Genomic DNA, 14,629 nt, shown 5'->3' on the forward strand with positions numbered 1-14,629 from the left:
TTTTTAGCTTCTTATTTCTTCATTTTCTTTATGCAAGATTTTACTGTTAATCCTTGGGAAGTGAAAGGGAAAGTTGATTATGATAAGCTTATTGTGCAATTTGGGACTCAACCTATCACCGATGAACTTAGGGAAAGAATAAGGAGAGATGCAGGTGATCTTCATGTTATGCTTAGAAGGAAGATTTTCTTTTCACATAGAGATCTAGAGTCTGTGTTAAAGGATTATGAGGAGGGAAAGGGATTCTTCCTTTACACTGGAAGGGCCCCCATCATTGGGCATGCATATAGGACACTTGATACCTTTTATTTTCACTAAGTGGCTCCAGGAGAAGTTCAAGGTAAACTTGTACATTGAAATAACGGACGATGAGAAGTTCATGAGGAATCCTGAATATTCCCTTGATGATACTAGGAAATGGGCTTACGAAAATATTCTGGATATAATTGCTGTAGGATTTGATCCGAATAGAACTTTCATATTTCAAGATACGGAATACATAAGGAACATGTACCCTTTGGCAGTAAAGATAGCTAAGAAGATGACCTTCTCCGAGGTAAAGGCGACGTTTGGCCTAGACGTATCATCCAATATAGGCATAATATTCTATCCAGCACTTCAGATAGTTCCTACTATGTTTGAAAGGAAGAGATGCCTCATTCCAGCGGGGATAGATCAAGATCCATATTGGAGATTACAAAGGGATATAGCTGAATCCTTAGGCTTCTTTAAGGCTTCTCAAATACACAGCAAGTTCTTGCCGCCTATTACGGGCGTGGAGGGTAAGATGAGCTCTTCTTCGCCGGAGAGCGCAATTTACCTTACCGACGATAAGGACACTGTTAAAAGGAAAGTAATGAAGTATGCTTTTTCAGGCGGTCAGCCGACGGTGGAGTTGCATAGAAGACTAGGAGGCAACCCCGAAATAGACGTTCCATTTCAGTGGTTATATTACTTCTTTGAAGAGGATGATAATAGAATAGAGGAAATAAGGGAAGACTATAAGTCAGGTAAGATACTTTCAGGGGAATTGAAGCAACTACTTGTGGACAAGTTAAATGACTTCCTAGAAGATCATAGAAGAAAGAGGGATGAAGCCAAGGATTTAGTAAATACGTTCAAGTATGATGGAAAGTTAGCAAGATCTATGTGGGAGAAACTTCACGAGTAGAAGGCCTATATACATTGTATTTCTTTAGATAATATACTACCAAATTAGTGGAAATTTTCATTTCTTTAGCTATTTGATATATCGACTTTCCTTTTTGGAAGTCGTTCTTTATCTTCAGAGTTTCATCTGGGGTTAACTTCCTCTTTCTCTTTACCAAGTTATATTTCCTAAGTATTCTTAATACAGTATTGAAATTCATATTCATCTCCTTACTTATCTTGTTTGCACTCTCACCTTTTTTGCCTCTCTCTAATATCTCCTTTACTACTTCCTCGGCAACCCTACCCCTAAACTTAACGTTTTGTTCTAGTAACATCCTCCTTACCTTAGAGTAAGTCATTCCTAGCTCTGATGCTATTTGTCTAATGCTTTTGCCCTCATCGTACATCTTCTTTATTTTTTCTTTCAACTCCCCTTCAGACATAATAGTATTGTAGTTTCATACGGCTTTAAAACTTTTCCCAAATGTTTTTAACACTCAGTATCATATTAGCTTATTTCTGAAGGTTTCCTATTACTACGTTAACACAGTTAACGCCAAACGCTAGGCTAAAGCAAAACATAAAAATCAAACCATTAGTACAAGACATGAAGACATGTATGGACTTCTTTATTTACCGGTGGGCGTGATTCTAGGCCTTTCCATAGCTGCTCCACCAGGTCCGATGAACGCTTTAATAGCAAATTCTTCGCTTAAGTCTCCTCTTCATGGCACTAGCGTGGGAGCGGGAGCTATGACTGCGGATTTTATTTTCTTTTTAATTACTTTTTTTATAAAAGGTATAATTCCTAAGCCGGTTCTAATTGCCTTATATTTAATTGGAGGAGGATACATGCTTTACTTATCTTACGGTGTTCTAAAATCCACAATGGTTCCTACCTCTAAGAAGGGAAACTATTTCATAGGGTTAAGCGTTGGTATAACCAATCCCTTTCAAATACTTTGGTGGCTAACAGTGGGAATTTTCATGTTGACTCAATTCTCGCTTCTGATAGCTCCAGGTTTCTTTCTAGGGATTTTGATTTGGATATTGACATTTCCAAGATTAGTTAACTATCTAGGATACAGATATTCCAAATACATTAAAATAGCCTCCTTTCTTGTTATATTTGTCTTTGCATTATTTATAATATATAGCGGTCTAACTCAAGTTTTTTGACAGAATATTAAATAATATTTGAGCTCCTGCCTCCAAAAAGTTTTTAAATTTTTGATTAAACAACTTTCTTTTATGAGATTTGAAGCCTCCTTGGATATCCTGCAGCCTTATGGGAGGCGATTCCTTACCAAAGATGGGCGATTGGTGACATTATCTAGGGAATTAGTTGAGCAATGCGAAGGTAGTGGAATTTCTCCGTCTATGTTGAGCGAAGTAATAGCTGACTTTAACGAGAGCGGATCCAGAATATCTTCTAGCTACTTAGTTTCTATGAAGGAAAATCAAAACAAATGTAACGTAACTAAGGTGATTGATCTGTGGATTACTGATGCAGTTAAATCAACCCATGTGATAATGACTGTGACTGGACTAGGCAGTGTGGGGGAGTTACGTTTCGTCTACCCTGAATTCTTCGGTGAACTAGCGAAGACTATTCTTTCAAACAATGTCAAGTATGACTGCAGTAGTATCGTGATGACTTTTCCTTATATGTTTGTTGTCTTTGATACATTCAACGCATTCAAAAAGGTGTATAATAATGTAATAGAAGGTATAGTTAGAATGAACGGATCAAGTTTCATGTTCTCTAAAACTGAGGCTAAGTCCTTGATCTGGGAAGTGGACACGCCAAAGGTTGATTATATAAGTAACGAATTAATACCAAATAAAATGAAGAGCCTAATAGAAGGCGACTATAGTTGAGCTTCTTTGATAATCTAATGGTAAAATTAAAGGAAATGGAATATCATTATGCTAATATTAACGAATTATTAGCCTTGTTCTTAGCTTCCTTATCTTTAGCTGTTGCGTTTATAGTGAATTTCCTTTTTTCCATACCTTATTATGGACTTTTATTTGCAGGTATTCTGGCACTTATATCTATAGCTGTAGCTGTTCTTGCTGTAATTCCTCATGAGTTGGCTCATAGACAAATGGCTAGAAGGTTTGGGTGTAGATCCCGTTTTATACTCAGCTTTAGGGGTTTTCTGGCAACTCTCATAATAAATCTCTTGAACCATTTTCTCGGATTTTTAGTATTTTTCTCTGGTTATACTGGAATTAACTGTATATTTGGAGGCAATTTTGATAACGCAATTCAGGGGAAAACCGCAGCCGCAGGTCCAGCCACAAATCTGGTAATCGCCGTAATTTCGGAGGTAATGTATTACCTAGTACCACCTTTAATTACATCGCCAGTACCTCAAATAATCTTAGGCTACTTTTTCCTTGAGCTTGCAAACTTTAACGCCTATGTAGCATTCTTTAACCTTATCCCATTTTGGGTCTTAGACGGTCTAAAGGTTATAAGGTGGAACTTCAAGGTATGGCTAGCATTACTCATACCTTCACTAGTGCTGACTTTTATTGTGCCTTTTTACCATATAATAGTGTGATTAAATGGGGAAGTTGAATTATTCTTTTTTAATAATATCATTAATAGTTATAGGATTTATATTAGGTGAGATAGAATATTTAATAAACCCATACTATTTGCTTTATAGTGAGCAATTCAATTATTTAGTCTTTCACGGTTTCTTTTATGAAGTAATCACGTCCATTTTTGTTACAAATAGTTTTGCTGATTTTGCTTTTAATTCAATATCAATGTATGTAATTTACCTTCTCTTCAGAAACAAGGCAGGAAGGCTTGAATTATTAGTTTTCCTAGCAGGAGGGATAATAGGGAATGTATTTTCCCTTTTCTTTTACCCTCTCATAACCTTGTCTGCAGGTGCGTCAGGGGGAATCTTTGCTATCCTATCATTCTACGTTTTCTACGACTTCGTAAAAGAACGGGAGCTAGGTATTTACGGTCTACTCTACTTGCTCGTGGTTTTTCTTCTCAGTGACGTATTCTTGTCCAACGTAGATGTGGCAGCGCATATAGGCGGAATTCTAAGCGGAATTACCATAGCGGGAGGTATATCTCTTAAAAGCAAATCGGGCAAATATTAGGTTATGCTACTCCTTGAGGAAATTCTTCTAGTCATAGGTTTACTCATGTTCCCATATGGAATTTACGAGATAATGAAAGGCGACGGTTCCCTTAAGACCAAACTGAGTATTATAGGTACTTCCGCTGCTCTCTTCTTAGTAGAGGCTTTACTTACTATTAGATGAAAATAGATGATAATATATATACACACAGTATTATACTATTTTTAGGAAATATAATGACATGATAAATGATACTTTTTACCAATCACCTTTTCAGTTTCAAGTGTATATTTCTCCAAATGTTACTGGTCATTACGGGCACGCCAGGGACTGGAAAGTCTACTTTGGCTAAAGTACTGAGTGAGAAGTTATCTTTAAGTATATTATCTGTTTCCCAATTTGTGATTGAAAGGAAGCTCTATACGGACTACGACGAGCTTAGGAAAAGTTATGTAATAGACGAGGATAGACTTGTTGACGCATTGAGGGACGAACTAAAGAAAGGGAACGTTATAGTAGAAACTATTTATCCATCAGTGATAGAAAATCCTGATCTGGTGGTTCTTCTACGTAAGGACCCCAGAATCCTATATAAAGAACTTATAAATAGAGGATGGAGCGAGCTTAAGTCAGCTGAAAACGCTATGTCTGAAGCTATCGGTTATGTAGCTTCAGAAGCTTGGGATACGTTCGTTAACGTCTGTGAGATAGACGTTACTAAATTAAACGTAGAAGAAACTGCTAATTTGGTTATTTCAAGGAAGTGCATGGACAAGGTGGATTGGCTGTCTTATGATGGTATGGAAGAATTTCTTTCTTTCTTAGATAATGTTATTAGCAGATATTCAGAACATTAAATGTTATGAGCGAAGGAAATAACCCATTCAGAATAGCCTCTCCGAAGCCAGCTAGACAACCCAAGGATCTTAGGAAATCCCCGCCTTCAATACAACAATCTGACCCAAAAATTGAAGCAAAGATGAAACAAATAAAATATAAGATAGCTATTTTGAGCGGAAAAGGTGGAGTAGGTAAGTCTTTCGTTTCCTCTAACTTGGCAATGGCAATAGCTGCTTCAGGCAATAAGGTAGGTATTGTAGACATTGATTTTCACGGTCCTTCGGTGCCTAAAATGTTAGGGGTTAGGGGTCAATTCCTTACTGCCGATGATAATGGAATAAATCCGGTTACCGGCCCGTTCGGGATAAAAGTAGTTTCAATTGACTTTCTCCTACCAAGGGATGATACTCCAGTGGTATGGAGAGGAGCTATTAAGCATACCGCAATTAAGCAGTTTCTAGGAGATGTGATATGGGGAGACTTAGACTTTCTTCTCATCGATATGCCACCAGGCACTGGAGACGAAGCACTTTCAATTACACAATTACTTCCTACTTTAGACGGATTTGTCATAGTAACTATCCCATCTGAGGTCTCTACTCTTGCTGTAAAGAAATCCATAAATTTCACTAAAGCTGTGAAAACCAAGATTATCGGCGTAGTTGAAAATATGAGCTATTTCATGTGTCCTTCAGATAACAAACCTTACTACATTTTCGGCGAAGGTAAGGGGAAGAAGATGGCAGATGAAATGGGAGTTCCTCTATTGGGTCAAGTTCCCTTAGAACCTTCTATAGCTCAAGCTAACGACGCAGGCGAACCATTCTTCCTGTCTCATCCTGAAAGTCCAGCATCAAAGGAGTTTCTTAAAATAGCAGACGCTATAGTTAACTCTCTACGTTCAGATAAAAAATAAATTTCTTTTTATCATAATCAACTTTTTTATTTACCTTTCCCTCTCTTACCATATCAGCTAGCACTTGCCTAATGTCCTCAGCTGTAGCGTCTATCCCTTTTCTTATTACTTTCTCCATTATTTCGGTCGATGTTAAACTTCCTTCTTTCAGAAGAGTAATTATTTCCTCTTCAACCATGGCTTTCTGGTCCACAAACTTAAATCAAGCCATACAGTTTATAAGTTTAAGGAGTTTTTAGCGGAAAATTTAAAAACTTAAAAAAAACTTAATTAACATAGGTGAAAGTTTAATGAATTATGAAATTAATGAAAAAAGCTTTTTATTAAAAAGATTCTTGATTGTGGCCTATGCACTTTCTGAAGCTGACGTTGATGCGTTCCTTAGAATAGTGAAAAGTGCAGAAGGCAAGGATGTAGATTCTATATCTAGTGATTTAGGGATAAGTAAAAGTAGAGCTAGTCTTATACTAAAGAAGTTGTCTGACGCCGGATTAATAGAGAAACAGAAGAGTCCAGTTAACAAAGGAGGTAGACCTAAGTTCGTATATTCCGTAAATAAGCCAGAATTACGCAACAAGCTATCCAAAAAGGCCGCAGAACTTTGCCAAGACCTACAAGAGATAGTATCCTCGGTTTAGGAAGTTAAACTCTCTTTAGTAATTAAGACGAATAAAAGAGAATTTCCAATAATTTTTTATTTCTCTCCCCATAAATTGACCACATGTTAGGGGAGATAATTTACTTTCTTTTTATAGTGCTAGATTTAGTATTCTCCATATGGAATAGTTACAATGCAGGCCAAATATTTCCCACTAGGAGGGGAATTGGAGAGTTGTTTTATATTTTTGGAGGTTTATTGCCGATGTCTTATGTGGCCTCTGCTCTAGTGTCCTTCTTTTTAGGATATTTAGGCTATATTTCGTTATCCACCTTTTACTTTATTTTATCTTTTAACTTTCTTTTCTTTGGTCTAACGTTTATAATATGGGGTATAATAGCAACATTGACCAGCATAATGGCATTTAGGGGTTCTCATAATTGGATAGCAGGTCTAGTGGCAGGCTATGATGCTTTTGTAACGATATTTGATGCATGGGATTACATTTCAGGCTTTATGTCATCTTGGAAAGATATAAGGAGATCAATAGATTCCAGTGACTTCTCAGTTTTAGATGTAATAGTAATTCTCCTTATAGCCTTCGGAATAGGATTCGTGATTTCGTATACAGCATTTAAGCAGGGACAGAAGAGCAGCAGAATTTCGTATTATTGGTAAAGTTAAGTGTAAATAAACCACGTTTTTTAAAATTAACTAATTGATCGTTAACGCGTAACCTATCTTTGAAAATTTTTGAATCTAATATTTAAAAAGTAATCTTTATACGGAGATAATACCATCTTAGAAATTGCGAGGAAGTGAATAATTTACATTTATTATCCTATATTATTATTTCTTGTTGTCCTAGCTGCATTTCTTCATAGAATTTCTTATTATAGCTAGATCGTGGCTTGTCAATTTGAAGAACTGTACATTGATAGACCTAAGGTATTTCTCCCATAACCATGACCGTAAACGTTAGTTTGAACTTCTTTTATAGGCCAGTTATAATTTTAGAGTTAGCTGTAATTATTATAGTAATATTTTTAATTAATAAAAAGATAATTTTTATAAAAAGATTAATTGAAACTTCATATTACCCAAATCCTGTTATTGAACTTATTGAACCACTTATGATGGCTAGAATTCCAAGAGTGAAAACCAATAAAAGTATCTTGTTGCTTCTAGCAAACTTCAGTAAACTTTCTATTAGAACTAAACTTACTAGCGTAGCTACCAAGATGGAAATGCCTAGAGCATCATAACTTATCAAACCCAAGGTACTCTCTATAGCATGTCTAGAAAACAGTAGTGTGACGCCTATTGCACCAATTGATGCAGGTATTAGTGCCAAGAAGGACAGCCTGAAAGCCTCTTGCGGCTTAACGCCCAACAAAATCAGAGCAGAGGTAGTCATCCCAGATCTGCTAACTCCAGGGAGTGCCGCTAAACCTTGTGCCAAGCCAACTATAACGTAATCCTTCCACGTAAGTTGGAACAGTTCCTTTTTCAGTATATATGACTTTCTAGTAAAATATATCGTAATTCCATCAACAATAAGAACAAAGCCCAGCATCATCATTGGAATTCCAACTATGGGTCCTTTAACTAGGTTTACTATAAACAAATAAATTGGAACTCCCATTAAACCCGTGATAATTGTAGATATGATCAAATATTTCAAGAGTATCTCATCCTCCCTTGTTCCTTTTCTAAAAATTGCCAGAATCACACCGTAAAGCTCCCTCCTGAAATAGATAATAGCCGCAGCGAGCGTTCCTATTTCCATGAACAAGCCGAAAGCGTAGCCGGAGGCGAATCCTAGACCTAAAATGAAAGAGGATACAAGTAAAATTTGCGTTTTACTACTTATAGGTACCCATTCACTTATTCCTTGGACTACGCCAAGGACCAAGCCCAGAATCAGAGGATTCATGCAACTCATATAACAAATTATTAATTTAAATATTAGTAGATAACAGATATATATCCTATATAGAAATATAATGTCATAAATCCCTATGTTATTTATATAGCCAACTTAATATCTGAAAGATCCAATTCGTTGCGGACTTTCTATATTAAACCAGAGGTCTTCGTTAGAGCTATCTTCCAAACTTACCTGGCTTAATTTCAGGAACTATGAACAAAGTTGGTACGGAACTATTGTTAAAGATATATTATTTCTTATACCTAAGGATAAGTAAGATAACTAAGGTCAATATACTCGTAACGCTTCCTATGGGTTCAGAAATACTACTTTGAAAGCTAGTAATTTTCTTTATCCTTTCTATTGGCGAACTCACCCAAGACTATAGGATACATGACGAAATCTCCCTCTATTCCTTCCAAATATCATGTGAATAAGTATAAGCTCGTGTACCTTCACTGAGAAGACACATAAAACTGATCTATGGATAGCAAAAGAGTCTCAATAACCGTATACTACCTTTCTTCCCTTGAAATTAGATATGATTCCGAAGATAGTGCTCCACAATGGCAGTCCAAAATAAAGCTGTACCTAAGAGCAGAGATAAAGGAGATCTAGCTACTAAATCCAAAAGCATTTTTCAACTCAGGAAGATCTAAGGTTACAAATATTATATTATTACTTGTTAATTATTTTAGTTATATGTTTTTCGAAAATATGAGGATTTATACCTATGATTTTTGACTTAACCTCAGATTCATCCTCTCCTATGCCCCACGGTGCATAAGGCAAAAATCGTGTAACTATTCCTACAGTAGGATCAACATCTATCCAATGTTTGTCTAACTTTACTTGAACCCAAGCATGAGCCGCATCGTAAATGCCTGGAGGTATTCCCACTACAATTCTTGCTGGAATTCCATTCTTTCTCATCATTGCTATGAAAGCGTGGGAGAAGTTTACACAGACTCCATAGCCAAGCCTCAACGATGAACTAGCACTTTTTACCTTGGCCTTCTCCTTGTCATATTTCATTTTTCCCTTTATAATCATTAGGGCATTCCTCACTTTTGTTAAATTTTCACCTTCTAAATTAGGTATATCTTTGAACTTAATGTACCTTGACTCGCTGAGAAAGTCCTCTCCACTAATGTCACCTATTGGTCTCCTATAGAGGGAATAAGAGATCGTAATTTCAGCTTCAACCTTGTCTTTCATTTCGATATCTAAGAACTCATTCCACATCCTGTCTGTCCGTCTCTCAACTTTAAGGAATTTAGGATAATCAATCTCTAAGTCCTTAATCTCCTGGGTTTTATGGGGAGTTATCAATAAGCTTCCTTTTACCCTTTTACCGCCTATCTTGATAGTAGAATTAACTTTTATTTCTATCAATTCTCTTCACGTGCATAATCGAGAGATCGCTGAACTTCCTATCTGACGTTGACAAGCTAGTTGAGGTGAACTCGCTTCTAGAAAAAGTTGATAAAGTTAGGTTCTCTAAAACTATTATTTTAGCATTTATGTTGTTATTTAAGAGAAACTTTGCAACCCTTTGAGGACCGTCAGGGTATGGTTCTGGATTAACTAGTACTCCCCTTTCCATTTCCAAGCAATTAATTATATCTTTCAGGAACTTGTCGATTTCTCCTCTTACATGAAGCGTTACAAAGCAGTTTCTACCAAGGTCTTCCCCTAGCTCATCTAATGCGGCATTAACCACCGAGATTCCTGGAATTATAGAAACTTTCTCGAAATACAATCTAAGTTTGTCTATGAACTGCCAATCTGAAACGCCTGGATCTCCATGATCAAGCACGCATACCTTGATTCCTTGTTTCTCTAGCTTTGATGCTTTCTCTAAGCCCTCAGACTCCTTTTTATATGAAAGTTTGATTACCTCCTTTCTACCTATTATGTCGTTGAATCTATCTATCACTGAACCCCATCCGACAATAACTTGGCACTCCTCTATCGCCCTCTTTCCCTTCACGCTTATTAGGTCAGGGTCTCCCGGTCCAACTCCTATGATTATCAAGTTACTCACCGGTTGCTATTGCTATGGTAGCAGATTTACTCAGCTTAACTTTCCTCAACACAAGTCTGGGATTCAGACCCGAAGACATGAGAGCACATACCTCGGCAACTCCTTTAACTCCAACCTCCTTTAACTTTTCGCTCTGAGGAGTTAAACAAGGGTTCGAGAAGATTCTTATTTCCTCTAAATTATAAAGGATGAACTTAACTTTCAACATCTCAGCTATCTTACCTACTTCTTCCCTAACGGAGGAAATTGAGGATATCCTACTAGGCTCTATGTTCATTTTTGATAATGCTTCCATAAGTCCAGAATAAATCAGGTTTACGTCAACTTCCCTTTTAGACCCTATACCTACATGTAAAGGCAGTAGTCTCAATTTAAGGACTACTTTGTTGGGGTCTTGGAAATTCGACGTGGTTATAATATATTTGCAATCTTTACCTTCTCTCATTCCTTGGATTGAAAACCCATCAGTGCATATTTCCTCTCCTCTTAGGATCGCAGAATTAATCTTGACTATAGCCTCAGGATTAACTATCTTAGCTATTAATCTTCTAGCTATCGATTCCACGCTATCCTTTCCAAATATTTCTGATGCTGTAGTTATTATAGGTTTTCCACCTAATATAGAAGAAATTTCTTTGGCAATCTCATTTGCCCCCCAATGTCCGCCTAGAATCGGAGTCACAAAGTTCCCGGCGTCATCTACAGCTATAACAGGAGGATCCTTGTCTTTGGATGACGCTAGCTTACATACGCTTCTAACTACACCCTCAATTGCCATTACAAAAATTATTGCGTCATAACAAGACCAGATGTAGCTTAAGTCTGTAGAAGAATACGTAAAGGATATCGCAGGCACTTCTTTTTCGGATTCTATCCAATTTTCTATTTTCTTTGCAGTTTCCTCTCCCGTTTTTGTATATATTATTGCGACTCCTCTCCATAAGTTCTCGATCAAGTTCTATTCCTCCACCTTCCAAGGTCTATATGAATGGTTGAATGATGGATCATAAACACTTGACCTAACGTACTGCTTTACTTCATCCTCGTTAGCCGCAGGTCCAACTATAATCACAGAATCTCTGTATATTTTAGCCTCATGCACCTTTAAGGCTATGTCAGATAGTTTTCCTTTTATAATCTTTTGATTGGGCCACGTTGCTCTGTAAACTACGATGGCTGGAGTATCGTCAGAGAGTCCTCCCTCCTTTAGTTCATTTATCACTCTCTCGATTACGTGTATTGCTGTGTATATCACTAACGTAGCACCGTTATTCGCATGTTTGGCCATATCCTTCAAAGATCCCTTCATTGGAACCCTGAGAGACGCTCTGGTTATTATGACAGTCTGACCTAGCTTAGGAACAGTTAACTCTATCGGAATCACCGACGCTGCAGCTATCGCAGCAGTTATCCCTGGAATTACTTCAAAAGGAACGCCTGCTACTTGCAATCCCCACATTTCCTCCATCAGGGCGCCGTAAATTCCTGAATCCCCAGACTTCATCCTTGCAACTGTCTTTCCCTCTGTGGAAGACTTAACCATGATCTCTACTATTTGAGAAAGGGTCAGAGGAGAAGTGTCATGAACCTCGACATCCTTTCTGGCGTATCTTTCAATTATTAGAGGGTTAACTAAAGAACCAGCATACAATATTACGTCGGCCTGCTGTATTACCTTCATTGCCTTTACAGTTATTAAGTCAGGATCACCTGGACCGGAACCGATGAAGTAAACTTTACCTTTAGTCACCTGAAATGACATATCATTCACCCCTTCTTGCAATCAACATAGAGAAATAGTCTCTGTCACTTTTTCCCTTCCATGTCTCTATCTTCTCCTCTTTCATGAAGCATCGTCTTGCATAGGTAATGTCATACTCTTTCAATATTTGTGAAGCTTCCTCAAGTCCAGAGCTACCTTTTATCACAACTATCGTTTCAAAAGAGTTCTTTGCAGCTTCAAGTAGATCTCTTCTGGATGACGGGATAATAGCTATGGCTTCCTTTTCACTGGCTAAGTTGATGTCAGCTCTACAAGCGCAAGCCGTAATTGATGAAACGCCAGGGACTATTTCATATTCGCTAAAGCAATTTAGGAATTTCTTGACCCTATAGAAGGTGCTGTATAGAACCGGATCTCCTAGGGTAACGAAAGCTGAAGGATCTTCTGCCTCAAGGCAAATTTTCTCTCCAAGTCCCTGGAGCGTAGTTTCATCCACATGCTCTCCCATGGGGAACCCTACTTCCACAATCTTACCCTTAACGTATTCCCTAACCACCTCCATGGCTAAGCTTCTACCGGTACTACTAGAATAAGGCACGAAAACCACTCTTGATTCAGCTATTCTATTTACAGCTCTTACTGTTAGCAAGTCGGGGCTGCCTGGACCTAAGCCTATTACGTTTAGTTTCATTTCAGTTCACCCGATATTATGAAGACGGGGTTTCTAGCTAACATTGCAGTTCCAGTCTTCGTTCTCATTCCCTTCGAAATAGTGATTTGGGTCACTTCAACATCCATTTTGGTTGACATTATAGAAATAGCTCTAGTTGCGGTCTCAAGCTGGATTGCATCTAACACTATTCTTCCTCCCTCCTTTAGGTGCATCATGGATTCTTCTAAGATTGATTCTAGCATATCTGATCCGCCACCTATGAATATTCTATCAAATTTATCTAAGTCCCTCATGACATCTGGTGCGTGACCTTGAATTAGTTTTATATTTACTTTAAAATTATCAGCGTTAGTCTTGGTTAGCTCTATGGCTTTTTCATTTTCGTCTATTCCAACTGCATATCCAGTTACTAGTGCCATTTCCACCGTTACGCTTCCGGTTCCACATCCCACGTCTAAGACATCTTGTCCCTCCCTTAGTCTTAGCTTAGAGATAACCATAGCCCTCACTTCTTCTTTGGTCATCGGTACTTCCTCATCCCTTACAAAAAGGGAATCAGGTATTCCAGGAGTTTCAAATGCCCATCTCTGCAAGCTCCTCTCCCTCATATCCTACCACCACAACTTTAAGACTTAATTTCTTTTCTTGAATATTATTTCTTATATTTTTAATATTTTTTATTCTGAAAATAACTCTTTCTGCTAACAATTTAGCCACCTTAAACTTCATATCTCCCATATAATGGAAACCCTCCTCAACGGAGTAGGAATTAGCTATCTTAAGGATTGTCTCATTATCTACGCCAGCCAGGAAGGCAAGAAAAACCATTGTTTCAATTCTGGCGTCTCCGAATTTGTTATGTGTATTCATAATTCCCGCTGCTACTTTCATAAGCTTAGCGGGCATTCCATAAAGGGATATGTGGGAAAATCCCTTCTCGCAGGCTAGTTCGAGGGAATCTCCAACCCTATCCCCTATCTTTACAACGTTCTCCCCTTTGGATTTAGCAAAGGAGAACGCAGTATTTCCGAGAGCCAGAGCCACGGAAGTAAAGGAAGATCTCAGGGCATCAAGCTCACACTTTATGTGCTCAATGTAATCCTCATCACTAACCGGATACTCAACACCGGTAGTCCCAAGAATTGATATCCCTCCCTCTATTCCGACTACCTTATTCATAGTGTCTGATGCGATTTCCCTTCCGCGGGGGACTTCTATTCTAACCTTCAGTTTCATATCAGGATAAGCTTCGCTTACGGCTTCAGCTATCATTTTTCTTGACATGGGATTTATCGCCTTATCACCTTCCTTTACTCTCAGTCCTGGTCTTGTTACCACGCCCACACCCTCTCCTCCCTCCAACGTGAACACCTCTGAAGAAGATACACAAGCTACTATTTCTATTCCGTCCAAGACATCCGGATTATCGCCAGCAAATTTCTTCACGGTCGCGCAGAACTCCTTTCCCTTTTCTTCAAAGGAATCTATGGGAACCTCTATCCTCAAACCTACTGGGGTGGGTACGACAACGCGATCACATTTTATACCCATCATGAATAGCGTCGCTGCCTTGGCGGCAGCAGCAGCTGCCCCTCCAGTGGTTATGCCAAAACGCTTTAGCGTATCTAACAAT

The 14,629-nt window shown here is 38.1% G+C and carries 19 protein-coding genes and 1 pseudogene; 10 read left to right on the forward strand and 10 right to left on the reverse strand.

What is annotated here, in order from left to right; genetic code table 11:
• Positions 1-30 precede the first annotated feature (30 nt).
• Positions 31-1,171 (forward strand): annotated as a pseudogene (locus RQ359_RS01485) (tryptophan--tRNA ligase).
• Here RQ359_RS01485 and cbp1 read toward each other — a convergent pair.
• Positions 1,146-1,595, reverse strand: a complete 450-nt coding sequence (gene cbp1, locus RQ359_RS01490; protein WP_156016240.1) for a CRISPR DNA repeat-binding protein Cbp1 — start codon at positions 1,593-1,595, stop codon at positions 1,146-1,148. The pseudogene RQ359_RS01485 and the gene cbp1 sit on opposite strands and share 26 nt — an antisense overlap.
• A 172-nt stretch (positions 1,596-1,767) precedes the next feature.
• Here cbp1 and RQ359_RS01495 point away from each other — a divergent pair, with 172 nt between their 5' ends.
• The 7 genes from RQ359_RS01495 to RQ359_RS01525 all read left to right on the forward strand — a co-directional run bounded on the left by RQ359_RS01495 (position 1,768) and on the right by RQ359_RS01525 (position 6,025).
• Positions 1,768-2,331, forward strand: coding sequence for a LysE family transporter (locus tag RQ359_RS01495; RefSeq protein WP_054838037.1), 564 nt, complete (start codon positions 1,768-1,770; stop codon positions 2,329-2,331).
• Between the two features lie 72 nt (positions 2,332-2,403).
• Positions 2,404-3,033: a hypothetical protein gene (locus tag RQ359_RS01500; protein WP_054838038.1), complete on the forward strand. Its 630-nt coding sequence runs from the start codon at positions 2,404-2,406 to the stop codon at positions 3,031-3,033.
• 17 nt (positions 3,034-3,050) lie between these two features.
• A complete protein-coding gene (locus RQ359_RS01505) occupies positions 3,051-3,725 on the forward strand; it encodes a zinc metalloprotease (RefSeq protein ID WP_054838063.1) in 675 nt (224 codons plus the stop codon).
• Between the two features lie 4 nt (positions 3,726-3,729).
• Entirely contained in the window at positions 3,730-4,287 is a 558-nt protein-coding gene (locus tag RQ359_RS01510) for a rhomboid family intramembrane serine protease (RefSeq protein ID WP_156016239.1), read from the forward strand.
• Between the two features lie 3 nt (positions 4,288-4,290).
• Positions 4,291-4,452: a hypothetical protein gene (locus RQ359_RS01515; RefSeq protein WP_170267522.1), complete on the forward strand. Its 162-nt coding sequence runs from the start codon at positions 4,291-4,293 to the stop codon at positions 4,450-4,452.
• Positions 4,453-4,568: 116 nt separating this feature from the next.
• A complete protein-coding gene (locus tag RQ359_RS01520; protein ID WP_054838064.1) occupies positions 4,569-5,126 on the forward strand; it encodes an adenylate kinase family protein in 558 nt (185 codons plus the stop codon).
• Positions 5,127-5,131: 5 nt separating this feature from the next.
• Complete coding sequence (locus RQ359_RS01525; RefSeq protein WP_156016238.1) at positions 5,132-6,025, forward strand: Mrp/NBP35 family ATP-binding protein; 894 nt, start codon at positions 5,132-5,134, stop codon at positions 6,023-6,025.
• Here RQ359_RS01525 and RQ359_RS01530 read toward each other — a convergent pair.
• Complete coding sequence (locus RQ359_RS01530) at positions 5,997-6,218, reverse strand: hypothetical protein (RefSeq protein ID WP_156016237.1); 222 nt, start codon at positions 6,216-6,218, stop codon at positions 5,997-5,999. The two genes, RQ359_RS01525 and RQ359_RS01530, sit on opposite strands and share 29 nt — an antisense overlap.
• A gap of 97 nt (positions 6,219-6,315) precedes the next feature.
• On the opposite strand from RQ359_RS01530, the gene RQ359_RS01535 reads away from it, so the two are divergent.
• Both RQ359_RS01535 and RQ359_RS01540 read left to right on the forward strand, forming a co-directional pair.
• On the forward strand, positions 6,316-6,663 hold the full coding sequence (locus RQ359_RS01535; RefSeq protein ID WP_054838040.1) for a helix-turn-helix domain-containing protein: 348 nt from the start codon (positions 6,316-6,318) through the stop codon (positions 6,661-6,663).
• Positions 6,664-6,746: 83 nt separating this feature from the next.
• Positions 6,747-7,301 (forward strand): hypothetical protein, encoded by a 555-nt coding sequence (locus RQ359_RS01540; RefSeq protein ID WP_156016236.1) that lies wholly within the window; start codon positions 6,747-6,749, stop codon positions 7,299-7,301.
• Positions 7,302-7,719: 418 nt separating this feature from the next.
• Here RQ359_RS01540 and RQ359_RS01545 read toward each other — a convergent pair whose 3' ends face one another.
• The 8 genes from RQ359_RS01545 to cbiD form a co-directional block, all read right to left on the reverse strand.
• The gene (locus RQ359_RS01545; protein ID WP_156016235.1) at positions 7,720-8,559 is read right to left on the reverse strand and encodes an undecaprenyl-diphosphate phosphatase; all 840 of its coding nucleotides are present in this window, start codon (positions 8,557-8,559) and stop codon (positions 7,720-7,722) included.
• 672 nt (positions 8,560-9,231) lie between these two features.
• Positions 9,232-9,948: a transglutaminase-like domain-containing protein gene (locus RQ359_RS01550; RefSeq protein ID WP_156016234.1), complete on the reverse strand. Its 717-nt coding sequence runs from the start codon at positions 9,946-9,948 to the stop codon at positions 9,232-9,234.
• Positions 9,929-10,591 carry a precorrin-6y C5,15-methyltransferase (decarboxylating) subunit CbiE gene (gene cbiE / locus RQ359_RS01555; RefSeq protein WP_156016233.1) on the reverse strand — a complete coding sequence of 221 codons (663 nt, stop codon included), beginning with the start codon at positions 10,589-10,591 and terminating at the stop codon, positions 9,929-9,931. Before cbiE ends, RQ359_RS01550 begins: the two co-directional genes overlap by 20 nt.
• Position 10,592: 1 nt before the next feature.
• Positions 10,593-11,555 (reverse strand): cobalt-precorrin 5A hydrolase, encoded by a 963-nt coding sequence (gene cbiG / locus RQ359_RS01560; protein ID WP_054838043.1) that lies wholly within the window; start codon positions 11,553-11,555, stop codon positions 10,593-10,595.
• Between the two features lie 3 nt (positions 11,556-11,558).
• Positions 11,559-12,362 (reverse strand): precorrin-4 C(11)-methyltransferase, encoded by an 804-nt coding sequence (gene cobM / locus RQ359_RS01565; protein ID WP_156016232.1) that lies wholly within the window; start codon positions 12,360-12,362, stop codon positions 11,559-11,561.
• 1 nt (position 12,363) lies between these two features.
• Positions 12,364-13,014 (reverse strand): cobalt-factor II C(20)-methyltransferase, encoded by a 651-nt coding sequence (locus tag RQ359_RS01570; RefSeq protein WP_156016231.1) that lies wholly within the window; start codon positions 13,012-13,014, stop codon positions 12,364-12,366.
• Positions 13,011-13,604, reverse strand: coding sequence for a precorrin-6Y C5,15-methyltransferase (decarboxylating) subunit CbiT (cbiT, locus tag RQ359_RS01575; protein ID WP_156016230.1), 594 nt, complete (start codon positions 13,602-13,604; stop codon positions 13,011-13,013). The genes RQ359_RS01570 and cbiT overlap by 4 nt, the downstream gene beginning before the upstream one ends.
• The gene (cbiD, locus tag RQ359_RS01580) at positions 13,570-14,628 is read right to left on the reverse strand and encodes a cobalt-precorrin-5B (C(1))-methyltransferase CbiD (protein WP_156016229.1); all 1,059 of its coding nucleotides are present in this window, start codon (positions 14,626-14,628) and stop codon (positions 13,570-13,572) included. Before cbiD ends, cbiT begins: the two co-directional genes overlap by 35 nt.
• Between the last annotated feature and the right edge of the window lies 1 nt (position 14,629).

It is taken from the genome of Sulfuracidifex metallicus DSM 6482 = JCM 9184, from assembly GCA_032834875.1.
Taxonomy (GTDB): Archaea; Thermoproteota; Thermoprotei_A; order Sulfolobales; family Sulfolobaceae; genus Sulfuracidifex; species Sulfuracidifex metallicus.

Excerpts from the sequence above, each read along its gene's own strand:
- RQ359_RS01510 (WP_156016239.1), top strand. The coding sequence starts at position 3,730 with ATGGGGAAGTTGAATTATTCTTTTTTAATAATATCATTAATAGTTATA.
- cobM (WP_156016232.1), bottom strand. The coding sequence starts at position 12,362 with ATGTCATTTCAGGTGACTAAAGGTAAAGTTTACTTCATCGGTTCCGGT.
- RQ359_RS01570 (WP_156016231.1), bottom strand. The coding sequence starts at position 13,014 with ATGAAACTAAACGTAATAGGCTTAGGTCCAGGCAGCCCCGACTTGCTA.
- RQ359_RS01545 (WP_156016235.1), bottom strand. The coding sequence starts at position 8,559 with ATGAATCCTCTGATTCTGGGCTTGGTCCTTGGCGTAGTCCAAGGAATA.
- RQ359_RS01540 (WP_156016236.1), top strand. The coding sequence starts at position 6,747 with ATGTTAGGGGAGATAATTTACTTTCTTTTTATAGTGCTAGATTTAGTA.
- RQ359_RS01505 (WP_054838063.1), top strand. The coding sequence starts at position 3,051 with ATGGTAAAATTAAAGGAAATGGAATATCATTATGCTAATATTAACGAA.
- RQ359_RS01500 (WP_054838038.1), top strand. The coding sequence starts at position 2,404 with ATGAGATTTGAAGCCTCCTTGGATATCCTGCAGCCTTATGGGAGGCGA.
- RQ359_RS01495 (WP_054838037.1), top strand. The coding sequence starts at position 1,768 with ATGTATGGACTTCTTTATTTACCGGTGGGCGTGATTCTAGGCCTTTCC.
- RQ359_RS01515 (WP_170267522.1), top strand. The coding sequence starts at position 4,291 with ATGCTACTCCTTGAGGAAATTCTTCTAGTCATAGGTTTACTCATGTTC.
- cbiT (WP_156016230.1), bottom strand. The coding sequence starts at position 13,604 with ATGAGGGAGAGGAGCTTGCAGAGATGGGCATTTGAAACTCCTGGAATA.
- RQ359_RS01520 (WP_054838064.1), top strand. The coding sequence starts at position 4,569 with ATGTTACTGGTCATTACGGGCACGCCAGGGACTGGAAAGTCTACTTTG.
- cbp1 (WP_156016240.1), bottom strand. The coding sequence starts at position 1,595 with ATGTCTGAAGGGGAGTTGAAAGAAAAAATAAAGAAGATGTACGATGAG.
- RQ359_RS01525 (WP_156016238.1), top strand. The coding sequence starts at position 5,132 with ATGAGCGAAGGAAATAACCCATTCAGAATAGCCTCTCCGAAGCCAGCT.
- RQ359_RS01535 (WP_054838040.1), top strand. The coding sequence starts at position 6,316 with ATGAATTATGAAATTAATGAAAAAAGCTTTTTATTAAAAAGATTCTTG.